We start from the raw sequence: 21059 nt of genomic DNA, 5'->3' as shown, positions 1-21059 counted from the left end.
CTGATGTTTTAAATACCGCACTTTGTTTCTCACCCGGGGTAAATCCATTATGAGTCATCAATCCGGCCACGATAATGAAAAATCCGGCGCTCCCGGCGAAATAAGCCGCCGCCGCTTTATACAGGTCAGTTCTGTATTATCTGCAGTGCCGTTTCTGGCATCCGAAAGTATTGCATCAGCGCCGGCCGATCCGGCACATATTCCGGTTCATCAGACGGATGACGGCGTGCGCATTGTACCGACCTGCAGTAGTTTTGACTGCGGCGGGAAATGTGATATCCGCGCTCATATCAAAGACGGAAAAGCTATCCGCATCACAACCCGGCCGGATGCGGAACTGAATGAAGAGATGCCGATCATGCGGGCCTGTGTGCGCGGACGCGGCTACCGGAAATTTATTTATCATCCTGATCGCCTGAAATATCCGATGAAGCGGGTCGGTAAGCGCGGTGAGGGACGTTTTGAACGCATCAGCTGGGAAGAAGCCACCAGCCTGATTGCCGCCGAATGGCAGCGCATCAGTGACAAATACGGCCCGGCGTCGCGCTTTGTCAGCCTGAGTACCGGCGTGACCGGCGGGATTTTTTCCGGCGCGAATATGCTGCGCCGCCTGTTTAACCTGACCGGCGGCTTTCTGGAAAACTATCATTCCGTCAGTAACGGCAACACCATGGCGGCCACGCCCTATACCTACGGTACGGCGGCCAGCGGCAGCACACTCGATACCCTGGAAAATACGCCGCTGGTGATCCTGTGGGGACATAATCCGAACGAAACGATTTTCGGGCACAGTAACCACTATTTCCAGAAGATGAAAAAAAACGGCACCAAATTTATTGTCGTTGATCCGCGCTATTCCGATACCGCCTCTTCGCTGGCGGATCAGTGGATCCCGCTGCTGCCGACCACCGACAACGCGATGATGGATGCGATGATGTATGTCATCGTGACAGAAAATCTGCACGATCAGGCATTTATTGATAAATACACCCTGGGTTTCAGTGAAGATCAGATGCCGGAAAGCGTGGCGGATAATGAATCGCTGGTGGCGTATCTGACCGGCCGCAAAGACGGCATGGCCAAAACCCCGGAATGGGCAGAGAAAATCACCAAAGTCCCGGCGGACACTATCCGTCAGCTGGCGCGTGAATATGCCACAACCAAACCGGCGGTGCTGATGCAGGGCTGGGGGCCGCAGCGTCATATCTGCGGTGAGCGCAGTGCGCGCGGGGCCACGCTGCTGGCAACGATTACCGGTAATGTCGGTGTGCGTGGCGGCTGGGCAGCGGGTTACGGCATGGCGCTGAATCCGGAATTGCGTAAAACCATCGCCGGACCGGTGCTGTTTGATAACCCGGTCAAAGCCAAAATCAACATCACCAACCAGGTGCAGGCGTGCGAAGACAAAAACCTGGTGACGCCGGATAACGGACTGAAAAATGCAGACAAACTCGACACCGAAATCAAAATGATTTTCTCGATGGCGGGTAACTACATGACCAACCAGAACACCGATATTCTTCATGCCGCAAGCGTGCTGGAGGATGAATCGAAAGTCGAATTTATCGTCTGCAGTGACCTCTATCTCACTCCGAGTGCGAAATATGCTGACCTGCTGCTGCCGGAAACCAGTTTTCTGGAACGCTGGAATATCGGCGGCACCTGGAGTTACGGCGATTATCTGATCCTGTCTGAAAAAGCCATTGAGCCGGAGTTTGAACGCCGTACTGATTATGACTGGCTGTGCGAAGTGGCAGAGAAACTGGGTGTCCGTGATGCTTTCACCGAAGGCCATGAAACAGATCGCGACTGGATAGAGTTTCTCGTCAATGACGCGGCACAGAAGCGCCCGGAAGATAACATTCCAACCTTTGATGAGCTGCTGGTCAAACGCCGCCATTTATTAACGCATCGTCCGCATACGCAGAATGTCGCGTTTGAGCAGAATATTCAGGATCCGGAAAACAACCCGTTCCCGACCCCGTCCGGCAAAATCGAGATTTTCTCCAAACGCCTGTATGACATGCACAATCCGGAGATCCCGGCGCTGTCTCACTATGTTCCGGCAACAGAAGGACCGGAAGACAGTCTGACCGCGAAATATCCGTTACAGCTGATCACCTGGAAAGGGCGCAACCGCGCGAACTCCACGCAGTTTGCCAACCCGTGGTTACAGGAAGTGCAGCGCCAGGAGTTGTGGATCAACCCGGCGGATGCGGCTGATCGCGGCGTCAGTGACGGTGAGAAAGTGAAAGTGCATAACGATCGCGGTATCACCATGATCCCGGTGAAAATCACACCGCGCATTATGCCGGGCGTGGTGGCATTACAGGCCGGCGCCTGGTGGCAGCCGGACAGCAACGGCATTGATCAGGGTGGATGTGCCAACGTGCTCACCTCGTCACGCAGTACCGCGCTCGCCCACGGCAACGCGCACCAGACACTATTAGTTGAGGTGGAAAAAGCATGAGTAAATTCATTGTTTATCCGGCAGTCAGTGACAAACAGTTAGGTTTCTATATTGATTCCGCCCGCTGCTCCGGCTGCAAGGCGTGTCAGGTGGCGTGCAAGGACAAAAATAATCTTGATGTCGGCCGCCGTTTCCGTCGCGTGTATGAAATGACCGGCGGCGGCTACAGCCGCAATAAAAACGGTGCGCTGATTAATAACGTGTTCGCCTGCACACTCTCCATCTCCTGTAACCACTGCAAAGATCCGATCTGCGTGCGCAACTGCCCGACAACCGCAATGCATAAGCGCGAAGGGGACGGCATTGTGATGGTCAATACCGATAAATGTGTCGGCTGCGGTGCCTGTGCGTGGTCGTGTCCGTACGGCGCACCGCAGATGAATCCGGAAACGAAACAGATGTCGAAATGCGATTTCTGTATTGATCTTCAGCAGAAAGGTGAGCAGCCGGTATGTGTCAGCACCTGTCCCCTCGGGGCGATTCAGTTCGGACCAATTGAGGAACTGCGGGCGAAATACGGCTCACTCGATTACGTGACAGGTTTGCCGGATCCGTCAATCACGCATCCGAATCTGGTGATCAATCCGCATCAGGGCGCAAATTTTGATGACATGAACAGTGAGAGAAAAGAAAAATGAATGAGTGGTCACTTTTAATTTTCACTTACATGATGAATGCGGCGGCGGGGCTGTGCGTTATGAGCGGGGTGTTTGCCGTGCATCTCAGCCGCTGCCTCCCGGCGGACAGTTTCAAACGCTTTATGATGCTGACGATTTTTATTATCTGCACCATTGCGGGGGCTGGCTCGGTCGCATCAATTACCCACCTCGGCGTGCCGCTTAATGCGCCGAATGCCGTTAATAATGTGTTCAGTGCCTGGCTCAGCCGTGAAGTGGTGGTAACGGCCGCGTTTGTCGGTGCGCTCGGTGTCAGTTTTCTCTGGCTGTGGAAGACAGGAAAATTCTCTTTTCTGTTATACGGTGGCGCCATGGCTGTCGGGCTGGCTGATATTTTTTGTATGGCATCGATTTACCGTTACACCTCGATTCTGACCTGGAATGACATCAACACCTATCTGATGTTTTACGGCACAACACTGACACTCGGTGCCGTCCTGTTTGTGCCGGTGGTGATGGTGATCCGGAAAGCCGGACACCGGGCCGGGATTACACTGCCCGCAGACACATTATCATTATCACAGCTGTGGCTGCTGTGGGGAGTGATGGCGGTAAGTCTGATCGGGCGCCTGCTGTATCAGCCGTTTTATGCGCATTACTTGACCCGTACACAGCTGACACACAAATCAATCACATTCCCGCTGTCACCCATTGAAGCGTATGACAGTATTGCCGGGCTGCGGATTGGTGTCTGGGGTGCGGCGGTGATGGTGTGGCACTCTGCGGTATCTCTCTGGTGCGGGCACAGAAAAAAGCACGCAGCGGTTTACCGGTCTGCGCCGGGTTTATCAGCGGCTGTCTGCTGACCATCGCGGCAGAGTTTATGCTGCGTTATGTGTTCTATTACATTCATATCTGACGGGGGATGTAATGAGTAAAACAGCTCACTATGCGGCCGCGTTTAACGTACTGGGGATCTGCTATCTGTTCCCGCCGGATGATGACAGCAACCGGGCCGCTATGCGCCTGTTTACCCTGCCGGGATTTGCACAGCAGTGGCCGTGTGAGGTGGACAATACACTGTGTTCACAGCTGAGCCGCACGGCTGCGGAGGGCACAGAGGTACTGAAATCCGCATGGCAGTCTCTGTTTGCCGGGCCGGGAGCGTTACCGGCTCCGCCCTGGGGCTCAGTGTATCTGGATGCGGAGGGATTACTGCAGGGGGATTCGACCCTTGCACTGAGCGCATTCTTAAAACAGGAGCGGCTGAAACTGAAGACGCCGTATCCGGAACCGGCTGATCATATCGGGCTGATTTTATTCCAGGCGGCGGTACTGGCATCTGAAATGCGGAGCGCGGCGGTTAACACACTGCTCAGTCAGCATCTGATGAACTGGCTGCCGCGTTATGCGCAGCGTCTGGATACACACGGACACAGTCCGTTTTATTCCGCGCTGACCCGGCTGGCGCTGACCACCGTGCAATCATTTATAAAAGCATAATATTCACAGTTATAAGGTTTGATTACATTGCCCGTATCTTATACGCCTCTTTCTCCGGAGGCGTATTTTTTTATCTGTTGTATTACGTATTTCTTTCTGCATCCACCGGCCGGGGAATTGCTGATTTCTCAGCTTGCGCAGGAAACCTATGATTCCCTGACAGATAAATCCAAAAGCTCACCGGAATCCTATAAAAAACTGTTTTCTGTTAATCCGCCGTATAACCTGGTTTTGCGGATCACGTATGTGAATAAAGATAATAAGAAGAATATCTTTATCGCCTCCGGACTGGCTGACAAAGATGAGTGCTCGGTGCACTTTAACGGCTGGCTGACAGAGCAGCGGGAATTCTGAGGCCGTCATAAACAAAAACGCCCGGACCGATGCCGGGCGTGACTGGTTATGCGGGCATTACAGCTCAGAGAAAGCGTAAGCGGCCGCATCAATGGTTTTGCGGATATCTTCGTCGCTGTGCGCGACAGACATAAATCCGGCCTCAAAGGCGGATGGCGCCAGGTAAATACCCTGTTGCAGCATCAGGTGGAAGAATTTCTTAAAGCGCTCAACGTCGCAGTTCATCACATCCTGATAGCAGGTGACCGCCGGGGCATCGGTAAAGAACAGGCCGAACATCCCGCCGACATGGTTAACTACAAACGGAATACCCGCTTCACGGGCTTTTTCGCACAGACCGTCTGCCAGCATATCCGTCAGTTCGGTCAGGCGCTGATGCACACCCGGCTGGGCGATTTCATGTAAGCAGGCAAGACCCGCCGCCATCGCGATCGGGTTACCGGACAGCGTTCCTGCCTGATAAACCGGGCCGGTCGGAGCGAGTTTTTCCATGATTTCACTACGGCCGCCGAAGGCACCTACCGGCATTCCGCCACCGATAATTTTACCCAGGCAGGTCAGGTCCGGCTCAACATCATAATGTGCCTGAGCACCGCCGAGAGCGACACGGAAGCCGGTCATCACTTCATCGATAATCAGCAGCGCACCGAACTCATCACACAGAGCGCGCAGGCCCGGCAGGAAATCCGCTGACGGCGGTATACAGTTCATATTCCCGGCGACCGGCTCGACAATGATACAGGCGATATCGTGCGGATGTTTTTCAAACGCCTCACGGACAGAGCTCAGGTCATTGTAGGTGCAGGTCAGTGTGTGTCTGGCAAAATCTGCCGGCACACCCGGTGAATTCGGCTGGCCGATGGTCAGTGCGCCGGAACCGGCTTTGACCAGCAGGCAGTCTGCGTGTCCGTGATAGCAGCCTTCAAATTTGATGATTTTATCGCGGGCGGTATAGCCGCGTGCCAGACGAATGGCACTCATGGTGGCTTCGGTACCGGAGTTCACCATACGCACCATATCCATGGACGGCACCAGTTCGGTGACAAATTTCGCCATTTCCACTTCGTCGGCAGTCGGTGCGCCGAAACTCAGCCCTTTTTCCACCGCTTTGATGACGGCGGTGCGGATGGCCGGGTGATTATGCCCCAGCACCATCGGTCCCCAGGAGCCGACATAGTCGATATAGGCTTTGCCGTCGACATCATAAATATAGGCCCCGTTGGCGCGCTCGATAAACAGCGGCGTACCGCCGACACCGTTAAAGGCACGAACCGGTGAGTTCACACCACCCGGGATAAAATGTTGTGCTTCAGTATAGAGATTTTCAGAACGGCTCATGCAGGACTCCTGTCAGTCGGTGAGCGGGAAATTGCGGCTATTGTAAAGGAGAGCGGCGGTGAATCCAACTTATCGCATTATCCTCATGATAACTATATCCTTATTAATAGTGTGGACACTGTGCTTTCTGTGTGGCGAAACTTGAACGATTGCCGGAGGTGGTGGATAATCAGCAGTAGTGTCCGGAAGCGGTCAGCTTCTGCGTGTGTTTACTGGTCGCGGCCAGTCTGGAGTAATAAATGAGCGATGATTCAGCAATGCCCCTGCAATTTACTGATGCGGCAGCTAAAAAAGTAAAAATCTTAATTGCGGATGAAGAAAATCCGAACCTGCGTCTGCGTGTGTATATCACCGGCGGCGGTTGCAGCGGTTTCCAGTATGGCTTCACGTTTGATGATGCCATCAATGACGGCGACATGACCATCGAAAAAGAAGGCGTGGCGCTGGTGGTTGATCCGATGAGCCTGCAATATCTGGTCGGCGGTTGTGTGGATTATACCGAAGGGCTGGAAGGCTCGCGGTTTATCGTCACCAACCCGAATGCCAAAACAACCTGTGGCTGTGGTTCTTCTTTCAGTATCTGATTTATCCGCAGACAAAAAACGGGCGCTTTTGCGCCCGTTTTGTTTTTATGCCGATAAGTATCATTAAAGAAAGAAGGGTTATTTTCTGCAACCTGTATCACATACAATAAAAGAGGATAATTGTGTATATCCGGCCTCAGATAGAGAAAATCGGTCATTCAGGATGATTTTATTCCGCTGCACTGCAAAAACCAGGATCTCCGGCTGAAACAGGAGCATATAAATACGGCGGACTATATTATATAACGGTGTAATACTAATATTATTTGTCAGATAAACTGATGAGTTAATAAAATGAAACAAAAATATATTATTTAATATTTTTAATCCAGATTTTTTATTGTCATATAGTTTTTAATTTAATTATTTATTAAATATCAATCGCATTTACGGCATTTTAACATAGTGCTGAGGTTGGTTTATTTCTTTGATTTGTAATGATTTTTATTTATTCGGTCAGCTCCATTATATTCATCATTGTCTGATTATATTATCGCTGCATATTTATATATATAGCGGCAAGTTGATTTCATCTTGATCCCGCTCAATATGCCGGTATTTCACTCATTTACACTGAACATGTAAAAATATTACCTGTTCACATCGGTCACACCTGAAATATGAGAAATAAATGCAGGAATATACCGGACTATTTTATCTCAGCCAGTGATACCCGCCGGAGAGTTTCCGGCAGCGTACGTTAAGGAATCTTCTATGATTTACCCGCTGACAGAACAGACCCCGGTTTTACAGCATAATGCGGCGTTGCAGCGGTATGTCCGGCGTTATGCCGATATTGAAAAACAGACACAGCAGGCCATCGCACAGTACGGATTGTCTTTTGAATCGCCGTACCGGCGTCAGGCCGAAACGGACGCGCTGCGCCTTGAGGTGAAAGCACTGGGTGCGGTTTTTGCCAACAACGGTAAAAGCATCCACAGCCGCTGGCTGTCATCCGCCTGTGTGCAGTGCCGCACCGGCGAGGGCAGTTACACCACGTTTTTATCCCTGAAATGTCACCGTGACTGCTATTTCTGCTTCAATCCGAATCAGGAAAATTACGACGGTTTTCAGAATGAGATGCGGGATGCCATTGGTGAGGTGAATGCGATTGCCGCAGAAGGGTATCCGCTCACCCATATTGCCCTGACCGGCGGCGAGCCGTTGTTGTTTCGTCAGGAGAGTATCCGCTTTTTTGAAACAGTGCAGGCGAAACTGCCCGGCGTTCATACCCGGCTGTACACCGCCGGTGATCCGCTGGATCGCAATACTGCGCTGGCACTGGCGAAAGCCGGTCTGAAAGAGGTGCGTTTCAGTATCAAAATTGATGATCCGCCGGAGAAAATTGAAAAGGTTCTCAGCCGGATAGCGCTGGCACGGGAGATTTTCCCGGATGTGATGGTGGAAATGCCGGTGATCCCGGGTAGCGAGGAGCAGATGTATGACCTGCTGCTGAAGCTGGATGCTATCGGCGTGGACGGCATCAATCTGCTGGAATTCTGTTTCCCGCTGACCAACAGCCCTGCCTATCAGGAACGGGGCTTTGCCCTGAAAAATCCCCCTTATGAAGTCTATTACAACTACTGGTACGCAGGCGGTCTGGCGGTGGCAGACAGTGAACTGGCCTGTCTGCGGGTGCTGAAATTTGCCCTCGGAAATCAGCTTTCCGTTGGTGTGCATTACTGCTCGCTGGAGAACAAACACACCGGCCAGGTGTATCAGAGTAATGCATTTATCAGCGCGGAGCCGTATTACCTGTTTTCTTCCCGTGATTACTTTTTCAAAAGCGCCAAGGTGTTCGGTGAGGACTGTGCTGCCGTCGCGGCAGCATTGCGTAAGGCGGGTGTCCCGTTCCGTGAGGATCTCCTGCACGGTTTTTTACAATTCAGTCCTGAATCGATTATGCGCCTGACAGACATCCCTGAACTGCCTGTTCTGCTGACATCCCACATTGCGGAAGCCGATGAACAGGGCAATCCCCTGATTAAAGAAGTGCGGGTGGAATTCACCACACCCGCTGAATTTTCGCCCGACGATATCCACGGAGGTATGTGTGAACAGTGATAACCGGGATCCGGATTATCTGTATGCGCGTCAGTTTGCTTATGACGTCCTGCGCCGTCTGCTGACGGACGAACCGACAGCGGAACTGCTGGTTTATCTGCGTGATGAGGGGCTGTCACTGTTTCCGGCAGATGACGCACTGCCCGCCATGCAGAGTGCGCTCGATGCCATGCAGGATGATCTGAATACCCGCATGCTTAAACGCGGTGCCGCCGATTTTGAGGCGCTGCACTGGGATTTCACACGCCTGTTTATCGGGCCGGAATCGCCGCCTGCACCGCCGTGGGAGTCAGTTTATGTCTCCCGCGACAAACTGCTGTTTCAGGAAAGTACCCTGAATGTGAAAACCTTTTATCAGCAGAACGGTTTTCATCTGCCGGAAAAGGAGTATGAGGCGGCGGATCATATCGGCTATGAGCTTGATTTCCTCTGGAAACTGAGTGAACAGGCGTCACAGGAGCTCGACCGGGAACAGGCGATGTGTGAGCGCATTACTGCGCCGCTGGCCGTTTCCTCTGACTTTATGCAGGCACATCTGCTGGCGTTTATCACGCCGTTTTGCCGTGAACTGAATAATCACGCGGAGACCGCGTTTTATCGTCAGCTCAGCACACTTCTGGAAGTCTTTGTCCGGAGTGATTATAAGAAAATCAATGAATTAATAAACTTACAATAATAATTTAAAAACCTGATGATGAGGTAAGAGCAATGTCAGACAGAAAACCGGCGTAACCCGCCGTTCATTTCTGAAATGGACGTCGGCGGCATCCGCCATGGCGGCACTGCCGTTAAGCAGACAACTTCACGCGGCCACCCCGGCACCGGCACAGGCCACCTCTGCGGCAGCGCCTGCCGCCAAAGGGCAGTGGAAACCTGTCGCCTGCTGGCATAACTGCGGCGGGCGCTGTGTTAACAAAGCATTGGTGGCCGATGGTGTGGTGGTCAGACAAAAAACTGATGATGTGGTGGCGGATTCCCCTGACTTCCCGCAGCAGCGCGGGTGTCTGCGCGGGCGTTCCCAGCGTAAACAGGTGTTCGGGGCCGACCGCCTGAAATACCCGATGAAACGCAAAAACTGGGCGCCGGGCGGCGGGGACAAAACCCTGCGCGGACGTGACCAGTGGGTGCGTATCAGCTGGGATGAGGCACTGGATATTGTGGCCTCCGAAACCAAACGCATCACCGGACAATACGGCAATGAATCCCTCTGGGTTACCGGCGGTAACGGTACGGATTTCCAGAGTGTGTTCTCCGCCGCCGGGGGCTTTACCGGTGACTGGGGCACCACCTCCTGGGGCGCATGGTTTGAAACCCCGGCCCATCTGGGCCTCCTGGAAGGGTTCTACACCTTCGGCACCAATGACCGTTTTGATATGCGCAACTCACAACTGATTGTGATGTGGGGCGCAAACCCGGCGTGGTCCAGCCCGGGCAGCCCGACTTATAACTATTATCAGGCGAAAAAAGCCGGGGCACGTTTTATCAGTATTGACCCGAGTTATACCGCCACCGCAGAGCTGATGGATGCGGACTGGTATCCGATCAACCCGGGTACAGACCACGCGCTGGCGCTGGGGATTATGCATGCACTGCTGGAGATGGACAGCCCGGAGAATCCGCTGATCGATTGGGAATTCCTGCGACGCTGCACTGTCGGTTTTGATGAGAGCAATATGCCGGCAGGGGCGGATCCGAAGAAAAACTTTAAGGATTATCTGCTCGGCACCTACACCGGCAAGCCAACCACCCCGGAATGGGCGGCAGACATCTGCGGTATTTCCGCATCGGACATCCGCTCGCTGGCGCGTCAGATCGGCGGCACACAGCGTGTGGCGCTGTTAACCGGTTGGGCACCGGCACGTATTCATAACGGTGAGGGATGGGTTCAGGCATTCTCAACACTCGGGTTTATGACCGGGCATATGGGCCGTCCGGGCCGCATGACCGGCGCGTGTTGTCACTATGCCGCCGGGAACAATGGTACCCGTCTGGTGATGGCCGGTGCGAATGGCTTACCGGCAGTGAAAAACCCGGTCACTCTGAAAATCAACCACAACGAACTGAACCGTGCCCTGCTGGAGAAAAAATTCCGTCAGCGTGGCGTGGGGGATGTGGATGCCAATATTCAGATGATTTTCCACCCGTTTAACGCCACTTTACAGACCCGTGCCAACATTATGCAGGGAATCGAGGCTTACCGCAGCGGCGTGGAATTTATCGCGACCGCAGCGTATGTCCCGCATACCTGCGCGAAATATTCCGATGTGATCCTACCGGTGACAACCGAATGGGAGCGCGAGGGAACCATTCTTAACCCGAGTAACCGTGAAGTCATCATTGCTGCGGTGAATGTGACTCAGCCGCTGTATGAAGCGAAAAGCGACCAGTGGATCGCCAAAGAGCTGGGTAAACGTCTGGGTGTCAATGTGGATGAGATCTTCCCGATCTCCGAAAAACAGCAGTTCTTCAATAAACTCAACGGTGCAACCATCATTACTGAGGATGGTGTCACCAAAGCGCCGCTGTTTACCATCACTCAGGCGGATATTGATGAGTGGCAGGTGACCGGTACGCCGCAGGAAGGGCGCATCACGCTGAATGAATTCCTGACCAAAGGGAAGTATCAGGTGGAGCGCACCCCGGATGATAATTACGGCTATATCGCGTATGAGGACTTTATCCGCGATCCGGAGGCGAATCCGCGTCCGACACCGAGCGGTAAGTTTGAAATCTACTGCGAAACTCTGGTGGAGAAAGCGAAAGAGTGCGGCTGGACAGAATTACCGCCGATCGCCGAATACATCCCGTCAGCGAGCGGCTATGAAGCCAGCTTTAAAGATTTCAGCAAAAAAGAGAAAGGGGATTATCCGTTCCAGGTTTATAACCCGCACTATCTGCGCCGTTCACACAGTACCCTGGATAACGTGCCGTGGCTGCGCGAACAGTGGCCGAGCCCGATCTACATTAATACCTCTGATGCGAAACGTCTGGATATTAAACAGGGCGAAACCGTTCTGGTGACCAGCCCGCAGGGTAAAATTCTGCGTCCGGCGCTGGTGACCCAGACGATGAAACCGGGTGTGGTTGCACTGCCGCACGGCAGTTGGACCAATGTGGATGAAACCACCGGGATTGATATGGCCGGGGCGGATAACACCCTGACCATTCAGGTACCGACCGGACTGGGTACCTCCGGGTGGAACACGATGCTGTGTAACATCGAAAAATGGCACGGTGAGCAATTAACTGACGATGCGCGTCTGCCGCAGCGGATTATCGGATAAGGGGCACAGACATGGATAACCAAGTTGGATTTTATATAAATGTCGCCGCCTGCATCGGGTGCAAAACCTGTGTTGTGGCGTGCAAGGATAAGAACGATCTCGAAGTCGGGCGTAATTTCCGCCGTGTGTATGATATCGAGGCCGGGGAATATCCGCGCCCGCGCCGCTGGCATCTCTCCATTGCCTGTAACCATTGTGACGATCCGCAGTGCGTCAGTCATTGCCCGACAACCGCGATGCATAAGCGGGAAGAAGACGGATGGTGCTGGTGGATCATGATAAGTGTGTGGGCTGCCGTTACTGTACCTGGGCCTGTCCGTATGAAGCACCGCAGTTTGATCCGGCGATCGGTATGATGACCAAGTGTGATACCTGTCTGGATCTGCGGGAGCAGGGCGGTAATCCGATGTGTGTGGATTCTTGTCCGATGCGCGCCATTGAGTTCGGCCTTATCAGCGAACTGCGCAAAAAATACGGCACCAATGCCGATATCGGCGGTCTGCCGAGCTCATCCATTACCCGGCCGAACCTGGTTGTCGGCACCAAAGGATAAGGAGAATTATCATGCATGAACTGCCTCTTGTTATATTCACCTTATTTATGCAGGCTTCGGTCGGCTGCCTGGTGATCACGCTGCTTTGTTATTTCCGTCTGTTCGGCTGCACGGATGCCCGCACCGGGATGAAATGGGTGCGTGTTCCGCTGGTTGCTTCTTTCCTGCTGGGCTGTGTCGGGTTACTCGGCTCCCTGTTCCATATGGGGAATCCGTTCCATATGTTTTACACCATGCTGCACGTCTCGACCTCGTGGATGAGCCGTGAAGTCTGGGCGACCGCCATTTATATGGCGCTGCTGTTCTTCAGTGTCGCGCTGCTGCTGTTAAAACAGAAGGTGAACGGTTTCCTGCTGCTGTTAAGTGCGGCGGCGGGGCTGGTATATATGTATGCGATGTCCGCACTGTATGCGAATACCCTGTTTAACCTGTGGGGCGGGCTGTTTACCTATGCCGGATTCTTCGGCACAGTGCTGCTGACCGGCGGGATGATCGCAGGTCTGCTGCTGGTGACAGCGCTGGGCTTTGCCCGTGAGGATGTGCTGATTCAGCGTGTGGTGAAGATTTCCCTCGCTGCCGGTGTGGCCGGACTGCTTCTGATGCTGCTGGGCGCATTGTCACTGCTCGGTAATATCGGTGAGCCGATTTACGCCGGGATGACACCGCGTACCATGCCGGAAGGGCTGCTGAACCTGAATATCATCCGCGTGGTGCTGATCGGGCTGGGGATGTTCTTTGCCGGTCGTCTGCTGTGTCAGAAAAACGAACAGGTCACTAACGGTACACTGATGATGGTTCTGGCGGCCATCTGTGTATTTGCCGGTGAAGCGGTTGGTCGTGTGGTGTTCTTCTCACTCGGCGCATAACACGCAGTATGAAACAGAAAATCCGGACGTGAGAGCGTCCGGATTTTTTATCAGCGGGTCAGAATCACATCCCCTAAGATATTGTCTTTCAGCAGGCCGCCGTTTTTCGCCCGGAACAGCACAAAATCAATATCCCGCGCCTGATAGCGCTCACGCAGAATGGTGGTGATCTCTTTGATCGCCTTACCCTGCAGTAATCCGTCAATCATCATCGCCGGCAGCAGCGACTGGTCACTGTAGGTCAGCGGATTGAGCGATCCCATAACCCGGTTGAGATAGTGATCAAAGACCGGCAGCGGGTTTTCCGGATGTTCGCGGTTCAGTTTAATCTGCACGTCGATCACGGTATTAAAATCAATACCATAATGAGCAATCCGGTCGCGCAGATCATTAACATAGCGATCAACATCATCGGAATAGAGGGTACTGATGGTGCCGCTGAAATTAAACAGATTCATGTCGTTCAGGCGTTGCAGAATATAAATGGCAATATAAAGATTGTAGCGTGACGGGATCAGCAGACAGTTATCAATCCATCAGACCAGCACATGATGCGGGCTGATGCTGTCATCAATATATTTGACCGGCGGATAGATCATTATTTCTGTATCACTTAATTCACCGAGGTGCGTCTGGATCAGATTATCCACCTGACGCCACTCCAGTCCGCCGCTGCCGCAGCCGAGTGCCGGAATTGCCACGGATTTCAGCCCCTGTTTTTTAATCAGAGCTTTCAGTTCACGCAGACCACTTTCGATAAATTCATAACCGGAAGGTGAATCCCATTTATTCCGGGTCGGGAAATTAATAATTTTATGGCCGTGTTCATCAGTCACTGATAACTGGCCGGCACCTATTTTCTTTGCATAAAGCTTCATAGGCGCGCGCATTTACCGGATAATCCAGTCTGAACTGATAGGCAATTCCTTTTCCCATAACGCCCTGACAATTAACGGCATTTACCAGCGCCTGAGCATCAGATCTCAGTAAATCACCTTTGAGGTATTTAATCATCGTTACAGTCCGTTTCTTTATTCAGTCTGTAACATTGTCGCCTGCTCCGGCGCTGACGGGTATCGGAATCTTCTCGGGTTTACGGAATAATAATAGTCACGGGGAAATAAGTAATAATAACAGGAAAAATAAAGCTGAATTAAATACAGAAAAATAAAAAAAAGAATATGCCACATAATAAGCGGCATATTATTAACATGATATATTCATATCAGGTGTTATTTATTTTCTCACATAATTCTTCCGCAGCTTTTAACAGCCGGGGCGTGCCGCGCTGGAACCAGTCGGCATTAATCGTAATCACCGGCACATCAAGCTGCGGAGACCAGAAGCGCTTTACATTCTCCACTTCGCGGTTATCCCCGGAGATAAGGATCATGTCCGGTCTGCGGGTCAGTACCTGCTCACGGTTGACCTGCGGCCAGGGCACCGGGCTGTCGGCAAACACGTTTTTACCCCGGCACAGGGTCACCACTTCACTTTGCAGGGTGGTGCCGGACGCGGTGAAAATCGGGTTCTGACCAAACTGGAGAAAAATCAGTTTCTCCGGTTTATCGCTGTAGCGGGTTTTCAGGGCGTCAATCCCGCTGCGCATATCGGCAGCCGCTTTTTCCGCCAGTGCCGGTTGCGGGCTGTAAGGCGCGAGGCGATCCAGATCATCCGCAATTTCATCAAGATTGCGCGGATCGAAATACTCGACTTTGATCCCGAGATGCTCCAGCTGGCTCAGCGGGCGCTGCGGGTTGCCGCCGCGCCAGGCCATGATCAGATCCGGTTTCAGGGCAATAATGCGCTCAAGGTTCAGTCCCTGCCAACTGGACACCTGCTCGATGTTTTTCGCTTCCGGCGGGTAATCCGCATTGGCGCTGACACCGACCAGGTTCTCCCCCAGACCGGCGGCATACGCCATCTCCGCCAGTGACGGGGAGAGTGCGATCACCCGCTGTGCCGCGGCCTGAGCCCCGCAGGCTGCCAGCAGAAGCAGTAGTCCGGCGAGGCGCAATGACGATTTTATCATTTCAGTGAATCAATATTGGCGAGGATTTCCGCCACCATCAGAGATGATTGCTTTGCTGCCAGCGGCAGAAACTCATCAAAGCTGAGGTGCGAGGCTTTATCCGCCACGTCAGAGATAGCGCGGACCACCACAAACGGTACCTGATACTGATGGCACACATGGCCGACAGCCGCACATTCCATTTCCACGGCTATTACTGACGGGAAGGTGGTACGGATACGCGCCAGCGGCTCTGCGCCGTTGATAAAGGCATCACCGCTGCAAATCAGGCCGCGCACGGCGTTCAGTCCGAGGGTCTGAATGCATTTTTCAGTCAGTGCGATAAGACCGGCATCAGCAATAAAGGCCGGCGGGCATTGTGCCATCTGGCCCGGTTCATAACCGAAGGCAGTAACATCAGCATCGTGATAACGGACTTCCGAGGAGACAACAATATCGCCGACATTCAGATGCGGGGCGAGGCCACCGGCAGAACCGGTATTAATCACTACGTCCGGTTTGCACAGCTCCAGCAGCAGAGTGGTACCGATCGCTGCGGCGACTTTGCCGATACCGGATTTGAGCAATGCAACATCAACACCGTTAATCTGACCGGTATAGATTTCGCAGCCGCCGTGGCGGAGGGTCTGCATGTTGGTAATCTGATCACGCAGCAGGGTTACTTCCTGCTCCATCGCACCTATGATACCGACTTTCATTATGTCATACTCCCTGAATAGAAATTGAACTGCATATTAACGGATTAGCAACAGTTTATCACCGAATCCCGGCGGGTGGTGTCTTTTCCCGTGCGGATAAGAAGACGGAGGCGACGTGCCGGTTATTGATTTTAAAAAGAAGCTGAATTTTCACCGCCAGTTTGGTGCTTCTGCGGAGGAATCTGCACAAGAGTTTCTGGTGAATCAGGCATTTGAAAGTGATCGCGGCCGTATTATCAATTCTGCCGCTGTCCGTCGTCTGCAACAGAAAACTCAGGTGTTTCCGCTGGAGCAGAATTCCGCTGTCCGCAGCCGTCTCACACACTCCCTGGAAGTGCAGCAGGTCGGGCGCTATATCGCCAAAACGATCCTCAGTCAGCTGAAACAATCACAAAAACTGGAAGAATACGGCCTGGATGAGCGTACGGATGCCTTTGAAAGTGTGGTTGAAATGGCGTGTCTGATGCATGACATCGGCAACCCGCCGTTCGGGCATTTCGGGGAGGCGGCGATTCAGAAATGGTTCAGTAATCTGCTCGGCGAGCCGCAGACCGGAGATGAGGATAACTGTCAGATTGCCGCACTGCGCCTGACCGGCTCACCGCAATCGGATCATCTGCGCCGTCAGTTGCGTCGTGATTTGTGCCTGTTTGAGGGCAATGCCCAGGGAATGCGGATGGCACACCATCTGCTGAAACTGAATCTGACATTTGCCCAGATAGGCAGTGTGCTGAAATATACCCGTCCTGCCTGGCAGTTAGAACCGGTGCCGGAGGAGTTCGATTATCTCACCAAAAAACCGGGCTATTACTGGTCTGAAAATACCCTGATTCAGCGGCTGCGTGATGAATTACAGCTCGGTGAGTTCTGCCGTTTTCCGCTTAGTTATATTATGGAAGCGGCGGATGATATCTCGTATTGCATTGCTGACCTGGATGATGCGGTGGAGAAAGGTATTCTGACCCCGGATACCCTGGTGACCTATCTGCGCCAGGAGTGGCAGGCGCTGGAAGGCTCTGCGGATTCCGCGCTGTTCCGCGATACCGTTGAGCAGGCGTATCAGTCGCTTACCCGCAGTCAGCACCGCAGCCCGCAGGATCAGTTTTTTATGTATCTGCGGGTCTATATCACCAATAAACTGGTGCCGTATACCGCGCAGCGCTTTATCGATAATCTGCCCGCCGTGTTTGCGGGTACTTACAATCAGGCGCTGCTGGAAGATAAAAGTGAAGAGCACCGTCTGCTGAAAACCCTGAAACGGGTCGCGTTTAAATATGTGTTTACCCACCACGAAGTGGAAGAGCTTGAATTACAGGGATTCCGGATCATCAACGGCCTGCTGGATTTTTACCGGCCGCTGTTAATGATGCCGCAGGCGGATTTCGCCGATCTGGTCCGTGAAAACTTCCACAAACACTATTTTATCGAAACCCGGCTGTTACATAAGCTGTCACGCAAGCAGCGGGCGGCCTACGGGGAAGCCGTTGCCGCACTGGCAGATAAACCGCCGGAAGAGCAGACCATCCTGGAATTTTATTACCGCGCCAGGCTGATTCAGGATTATATCAGCGGTATGACCGACCATTACGCTTACGAAGAATTCCGGCGTTTCTCCGTTTGTCAGTAAGCTGCTGATAAATGACAGCACTTTCGCACAAATGACATGACAATTCCGGTTCAATATTACCGGAATTGTTGCTACGATTAATCCGCAGGTGTTGCTGAAATAGATTCACTGTATTCGGCGGCGGATCTGTTCATCATATTGTCGCAGCCTGAATTCGTTTCAGGGGCTATACCGTCGCACCAAAAGTATTAACCGGGATTACATCACGTATGCAAAAAGAGTATCGGGTCGGGATTGAATTTGAATATTGGCTGACACAGTACCGGAATAAAAGTGCCGCCGGTATTAAATCCTTTGACAATATTACCCTGTCAGAGCTGGCGCCTGCACTGAATAACCGCCCGGGGATGGATGATGCCTCGCTGCATAAGGGTGATGCGGGGATTAAAGCCGGTTACTGGTATGTTGAGGGCGATGAGCGGTTTTCACCGGAAGGCAAACTCATTGCCCAGGTTATCAAAGGGATAGAAATCCGCACGCCACCGGCAAAGTCGGTGACAGCGGCACTGGATTCCCTGCAGATTATTGAAGCGCAGCTGAGTGAACGTCTGAAAGCGTGCGGGCTGGGGCTGGCAATCAGTGCTTATCATCCGGTTTCGCCGCGCTATCAGTTTAATCCGCCGCTGAATGCATGGGAAAAAGCGTTCCGTGAGGAGCACGCTGCTTTCCGCCACGCGGATCTGGTAATGCAGACCTGCGGGCCGGATATCAATATTTCCGTGCCGGAAATGAGTGACGCCCGTGTTGTGCACGCGGTTGAAAAACTGACGTTCTTTGCACCGTACCTGGTGGCGCTTTCGCTGAACGGTCCGCTGGAAAACGGGCAGTTATGGGGCGGTTTATCCCGCCGTACCGCACTGCGCAGTTGTCACCGTCCGGCCTGTAAAGGGTTCCTGACCAACTCGGCGGTGTATCCGCATGACTTTATTTATCCGGCACGTAACGAGGGTGAGCACGGTCGGATTGAATTCAAAGCGTTCGATGCGGTTCCGGACCCGGCGCTGATGGGCGCATTCTGTGCGTGGATCCTCGGGCTGGTGCTGGATGACACCATTTCCTTTAATTACAGCGTGCAGCCGGACGCCCGCTTTAATGCGATTGCCCGCGAGCCGTTTGCCGACCTGACTGTTTCCACGGTGGTTGAGACACTGCTTATCGCCGCCCGGCGCGCGCTGGAGCAGCATGGCCTGCTGAATGAAGCGGCGCGGCTGCAGTTACTCAGTGAACGTCTGGCAAACAGAATGACCCCGGCGGATGAAATGATCACCCGTTTCCTGGTCAGCGGGGAGTTAATGCATTTCGGCGGATTGTGGCTGGAGCAGGATGCATAACGCTGTCATATCAGGATACATTTTTATTGCCGGTAACAATAAACCGTTATTTTTTAAATAACGGTTTTTTTTGTGCCAAAAAAATCAGCACCGGTAAGTTCATGTAAATTTATTATTTATCAGTGGCTGATATTGCGTATTATTCAGCGGGTGGTGCGGTATCAGGCATTATAAATAATGAAACCGGCAGCACTGATGTGTAACGATAAATATCATTTATCCTTTTAACAAATAGTGCTGAGGCACTATCCGGCAGTATGGTATAATCAGCGCCATGCATTTTTTACCGGTCCATGACGTGTTATTTGCAGTGTATCCGAAGAATCCGTTGGTCAATACGCTGCTTTATGGGAAAATCACCGGCCTCACAGACAACGTTTTTTATCATTATGGCGCAATTTTATTCTCAGCCCCGTCAGACCCCGCGGCAGTCCCGGACTGTCACAGTCACCGCTGACTCTCTCGATGCCCTCGGGCAGGGCATTGCCCGCCTTCAGGGAAAAACTGTTTTTATCCCGGATCTGATGCCGGGTGAGTCCGCACAGGTCAGGCTGACGGAAGAAAAGCGTCACTATGCCAAAGGCAGTGTGGTGAAACGCCTGTCTGATAACCCGGCGCGCCGCAAACCAGCCTGCCGTCATTACGGACAGTGCGGCGGCTGCCAGCAGCAGCATATTCCGGTTGCCATGCAGCGGGAAACCAAAGCGGCGTATCTCGCGTATCTGCTGACCCGCGAAACAGGTGAGGCGTGCGGTGAGGTTCCTGTTCTGAGCGGAGAAGAGTACGGCTACCGCCGCCGGGCGCGGCTGGCGCTGGTGTATTCCCCGAAAACAAAACAGCTGACCATGGGATTCCGTCAGGCGCAGAGCAAATCAACGGTTGCTGTCACACAGTGTCCGGTACTGGTTCCGCGTCTGGAGGCATTACTGGTACCCTTACAGCGCTGTCTGTCGTCTCTGGCCGCCGCACCGGAACTCGGTCACGCGGAACTGGCAGATACCGAAAGCGGTCCGCTGCTGGTGCTGCGTCATCTGGCACCGCTCAGTGATGCGGATTTATCCGCACTGACGGCGTTTTGTGCTGAACACAATACCGCGCTTTATCTGCAGGGCAGTGCCGGTACACCGCCTGTGGCAGTTTGTGCGCCGTATCCTCCGCATTACGCGGTAGCCGGGTTAAAATTACAGTTCAGTCCGCAGGATTTTATCCAGGTGAACGGTGCCCTGAATGAGCTGATGGTGGCACAGGCGCTGAACTGGTTGGAGCTGACAAAACACGATCGCGTGTTAGATCTCTTCTGCGGGATGGGTAATTTTACGCTGCCGGTGGCGGAACGCGCCGGTGAGGTTGTCGGGGTGGAAGGCGTGGATGCGCTGGTCCGCACGGCACGGGAGAATGCCCGTCTCAATAATCTGGCGAATGCCGCATTTTATCACGCGGATTTGTCGCAGGATATTACCGGGGAGCCGTGGGCGGCTTCCGGGTTTAACAAAGTATTACTGGATCCGGCGCGTGCCGGGGCGGCTGAGATTATGCCGCATATTGTTGCGCTTTCCCCTGAGCGCATCGTTTATGTTTCCTGTAATCCCACAACACTTGCAAGGGATAGTCAGGTTCTGCATGGTGCCGGGTATCACCGGAATGCTGTCCGTATGCTGGATATGTTTCCGCAAACCGGCCATTTGGAGTCGATGGTGCTTTTCACAAAGACACCACCGGTCAGTCAGTAGGGAGAATG

The 21059-nt window shown here is 53.0% G+C and carries 18 protein-coding genes and 2 pseudogenes; 15 read left to right on the top strand and 5 right to left on the bottom strand.

The features are described from left to right. Window positions 1–49 precede the first annotated feature (49 nt). The 5 genes from HMPREF3119_RS03060 to HMPREF3119_RS03040 all read left to right on the top strand — a co-directional run bounded on the left by HMPREF3119_RS03060 (window position 50) and on the right by HMPREF3119_RS03040 (window position 4944). The gene (locus HMPREF3119_RS03060; RefSeq protein WP_036413944.1) at window positions 50–2470 is read left to right on the top strand and encodes a DMSO/selenate family reductase complex A subunit; all 2421 of its coding nucleotides are present in this window, start codon (window positions 50–52) and stop codon (window positions 2468–2470) included. After that, entirely contained in the window at window positions 2467–3108 is a 642-nt protein-coding gene (locus tag HMPREF3119_RS03055) for a DMSO/selenate family reductase complex B subunit (RefSeq protein WP_004238909.1), read from the top strand. The genes HMPREF3119_RS03060 and HMPREF3119_RS03055 overlap by 4 nt, the downstream gene beginning before the upstream one ends. Next, complete coding sequence (locus HMPREF3119_RS03050) at window positions 3105–3953, top strand: dimethyl sulfoxide reductase anchor subunit family protein (protein ID WP_246829235.1); 849 nt, start codon at window positions 3105–3107, stop codon at window positions 3951–3953. Before HMPREF3119_RS03055 ends, HMPREF3119_RS03050 begins: the two co-directional genes overlap by 4 nt. A gap of 64 nt (window positions 3954–4017) precedes the next feature. Further along, complete coding sequence (locus HMPREF3119_RS03045) at window positions 4018–4590, top strand: molecular chaperone TorD family protein (protein ID WP_004235979.1); 573 nt, start codon at window positions 4018–4020, stop codon at window positions 4588–4590. Between the two features lie 117 nt (window positions 4591–4707). Beyond that, window positions 4708–4944, top strand: a complete 237-nt coding sequence (locus tag HMPREF3119_RS03040; protein ID WP_004235978.1) for a hypothetical protein — start codon at window positions 4708–4710, stop codon at window positions 4942–4944. A gap of 57 nt (window positions 4945–5001) precedes the next feature. On the opposite strand, the gene hemL is transcribed toward HMPREF3119_RS03040, so the two are convergent. Next, on the bottom strand, window positions 5002–6282 hold the full coding sequence (gene hemL / locus HMPREF3119_RS03035) for a glutamate-1-semialdehyde 2,1-aminomutase (RefSeq protein ID WP_004235976.1): 1281 nt from the start codon (window positions 6280–6282) through the stop codon (window positions 5002–5004). Between the two features lie 239 nt (window positions 6283–6521). On the opposite strand from hemL, the gene erpA reads away from it, so the two are divergent. The 7 genes and pseudogenes from erpA (at window position 6522) to HMPREF3119_RS03000 (ending at window position 13633) form a co-directional block, all read left to right on the top strand. Continuing rightward, window positions 6522–6866 (top strand): iron-sulfur cluster insertion protein ErpA, encoded by a 345-nt coding sequence (gene erpA, locus HMPREF3119_RS03030; RefSeq protein WP_004235975.1) that lies wholly within the window; start codon window positions 6522–6524, stop codon window positions 6864–6866. A 714-nt stretch (window positions 6867–7580) separates the two neighbouring features. After that, window positions 7581–8930 carry a radical SAM protein gene (locus HMPREF3119_RS03020; protein ID WP_004235971.1) on the top strand — a complete coding sequence of 450 codons (1350 nt, stop codon included), beginning with the start codon at window positions 7581–7583 and terminating at the stop codon, window positions 8928–8930. Further along, window positions 8920–9606, top strand: coding sequence for a TorD/DmsD family molecular chaperone (locus tag HMPREF3119_RS03015; protein WP_015422495.1), 687 nt, complete (start codon window positions 8920–8922; stop codon window positions 9604–9606). The genes HMPREF3119_RS03020 and HMPREF3119_RS03015 overlap by 11 nt, the downstream gene beginning before the upstream one ends. A 55-nt stretch (window positions 9607–9661) precedes the next feature. Continuing rightward, window positions 9662–9715, top strand: a pseudogene (locus HMPREF3119_RS19935) (twin-arginine translocation signal domain-containing protein); the annotation flags it as partial. After that, a complete protein-coding gene (locus HMPREF3119_RS03010; RefSeq protein WP_256389772.1) occupies window positions 9704–12214 on the top strand; it encodes a molybdopterin-dependent oxidoreductase in 2511 nt (836 codons plus the stop codon). The pseudogene HMPREF3119_RS19935 and the gene HMPREF3119_RS03010, both read left to right, overlap by 12 nt. A gap of 11 nt (window positions 12215–12225) precedes the next feature. After that, a pseudogene (locus HMPREF3119_RS03005) lies at window positions 12226–12767 on the top strand (DMSO/selenate family reductase complex B subunit). Window positions 12768–12778: 11 nt separating this feature from the next. Then, a complete protein-coding gene (locus HMPREF3119_RS03000) occupies window positions 12779–13633 on the top strand; it encodes a dimethyl sulfoxide reductase anchor subunit family protein (protein WP_070578392.1) in 855 nt (284 codons plus the stop codon). 50 nt (window positions 13634–13683) lie between these two features. Here HMPREF3119_RS03000 and HMPREF3119_RS19625 read toward each other — a convergent pair whose 3' ends face one another. The 4 genes from HMPREF3119_RS19625 to mtnN form a co-directional block, all read right to left on the bottom strand. After that, window positions 13684–14091 (bottom strand): hypothetical protein, encoded by a 408-nt coding sequence (locus HMPREF3119_RS19625; protein ID WP_046024692.1) that lies wholly within the window; start codon window positions 14089–14091, stop codon window positions 13684–13686. A 78-nt stretch (window positions 14092–14169) separates the two neighbouring features. Beyond that, window positions 14170–14511: a macro domain-containing protein gene (locus HMPREF3119_RS19620; RefSeq protein WP_230679324.1), complete on the bottom strand. Its 342-nt coding sequence runs from the start codon at window positions 14509–14511 to the stop codon at window positions 14170–14172. Window positions 14512–14858: 347 nt separating this feature from the next. Then, window positions 14859–15665, bottom strand: a complete 807-nt coding sequence (gene btuF / locus HMPREF3119_RS02990) for a vitamin B12 ABC transporter substrate-binding protein BtuF (protein WP_036417981.1) — start codon at window positions 15663–15665, stop codon at window positions 14859–14861. Further along, window positions 15662–16363: a 5'-methylthioadenosine/S-adenosylhomocysteine nucleosidase gene (gene mtnN, locus HMPREF3119_RS02985; protein ID WP_004235964.1), complete on the bottom strand. Its 702-nt coding sequence runs from the start codon at window positions 16361–16363 to the stop codon at window positions 15662–15664. Before mtnN ends, btuF begins: the two co-directional genes overlap by 4 nt. A gap of 115 nt (window positions 16364–16478) precedes the next feature. On the opposite strand from mtnN, the gene dgt reads away from it, so the two are divergent. From dgt to rlmD, 3 genes are all read left to right on the top strand, one after another. Further along, window positions 16479–17990 carry a dGTPase gene (gene dgt, locus HMPREF3119_RS02980; protein WP_070578389.1) on the top strand — a complete coding sequence of 504 codons (1512 nt, stop codon included), beginning with the start codon at window positions 16479–16481 and terminating at the stop codon, window positions 17988–17990. 209 nt (window positions 17991–18199) lie between these two features. Then, complete coding sequence (locus HMPREF3119_RS02975; RefSeq protein ID WP_070578386.1) at window positions 18200–19321, top strand: glutamate-cysteine ligase family protein; 1122 nt, start codon at window positions 18200–18202, stop codon at window positions 19319–19321. A 347-nt stretch (window positions 19322–19668) separates the two neighbouring features. Further along, window positions 19669–21051, top strand: a complete 1383-nt coding sequence (gene rlmD / locus HMPREF3119_RS02970; protein WP_083297242.1) for a 23S rRNA (uracil(1939)-C(5))-methyltransferase RlmD — start codon at window positions 19669–19671, stop codon at window positions 21049–21051. Window positions 21052–21059 lie beyond the last annotated feature (8 nt).

Source organism: Morganella sp. HMSC11D09 (genome assembly GCF_001807955.1).
Classification (GTDB): domain Bacteria; phylum Pseudomonadota; class Gammaproteobacteria; order Enterobacterales; family Enterobacteriaceae; genus Morganella; species Morganella morganii.
This window is presented reverse-complemented; position numbering and strand designations above follow the sequence as displayed.

Excerpts from the sequence above, each read along its gene's own strand:
- HMPREF3119_RS03060 (WP_036413944.1), top strand. The coding sequence starts at position 50 with ATGAGTCATCAATCCGGCCACGATAATGAAAAATCCGGCGCTCCCGGC.
- HMPREF3119_RS03055 (WP_004238909.1), top strand. The coding sequence starts at position 2,467 with ATGAGTAAATTCATTGTTTATCCGGCAGTCAGTGACAAACAGTTAGGT.
- HMPREF3119_RS03050 (WP_246829235.1), top strand. The coding sequence starts at position 3,105 with ATGAATGAGTGGTCACTTTTAATTTTCACTTACATGATGAATGCGGCG.
- HMPREF3119_RS03045 (WP_004235979.1), top strand. The coding sequence starts at position 4,018 with ATGAGTAAAACAGCTCACTATGCGGCCGCGTTTAACGTACTGGGGATC.
- hemL (WP_004235976.1), bottom strand. The coding sequence starts at position 6,282 with ATGAGCCGTTCTGAAAATCTCTATACTGAAGCACAACATTTTATCCCG.
- erpA (WP_004235975.1), top strand. The coding sequence starts at position 6,522 with ATGAGCGATGATTCAGCAATGCCCCTGCAATTTACTGATGCGGCAGCT.
- HMPREF3119_RS03020 (WP_004235971.1), top strand. The coding sequence starts at position 7,581 with ATGATTTACCCGCTGACAGAACAGACCCCGGTTTTACAGCATAATGCG.
- HMPREF3119_RS03010 (WP_256389772.1), top strand. The coding sequence starts at position 9,704 with ATGGCGGCACTGCCGTTAAGCAGACAACTTCACGCGGCCACCCCGGCA.
- HMPREF3119_RS03000 (WP_070578392.1), top strand. The coding sequence starts at position 12,779 with ATGCATGAACTGCCTCTTGTTATATTCACCTTATTTATGCAGGCTTCG.
- HMPREF3119_RS19625 (WP_046024692.1), bottom strand. The coding sequence starts at position 14,091 with ATGAATCTGTTTAATTTCAGCGGCACCATCAGTACCCTCTATTCCGAT.
- HMPREF3119_RS19620 (WP_230679324.1), bottom strand. The coding sequence starts at position 14,511 with ATGAAGCTTTATGCAAAGAAAATAGGTGCCGGCCAGTTATCAGTGACT.
- btuF (WP_036417981.1), bottom strand. The coding sequence starts at position 15,665 with ATGATAAAATCGTCATTGCGCCTCGCCGGACTACTGCTTCTGCTGGCA.
- mtnN (WP_004235964.1), bottom strand. The coding sequence starts at position 16,363 with ATGAAAGTCGGTATCATAGGTGCGATGGAGCAGGAAGTAACCCTGCTG.
- HMPREF3119_RS02975 (WP_070578386.1), top strand. The coding sequence starts at position 18,200 with ATGCAAAAAGAGTATCGGGTCGGGATTGAATTTGAATATTGGCTGACA.
- rlmD (WP_083297242.1), top strand. The coding sequence starts at position 19,669 with ATGGGAAAATCACCGGCCTCACAGACAACGTTTTTTATCATTATGGCG.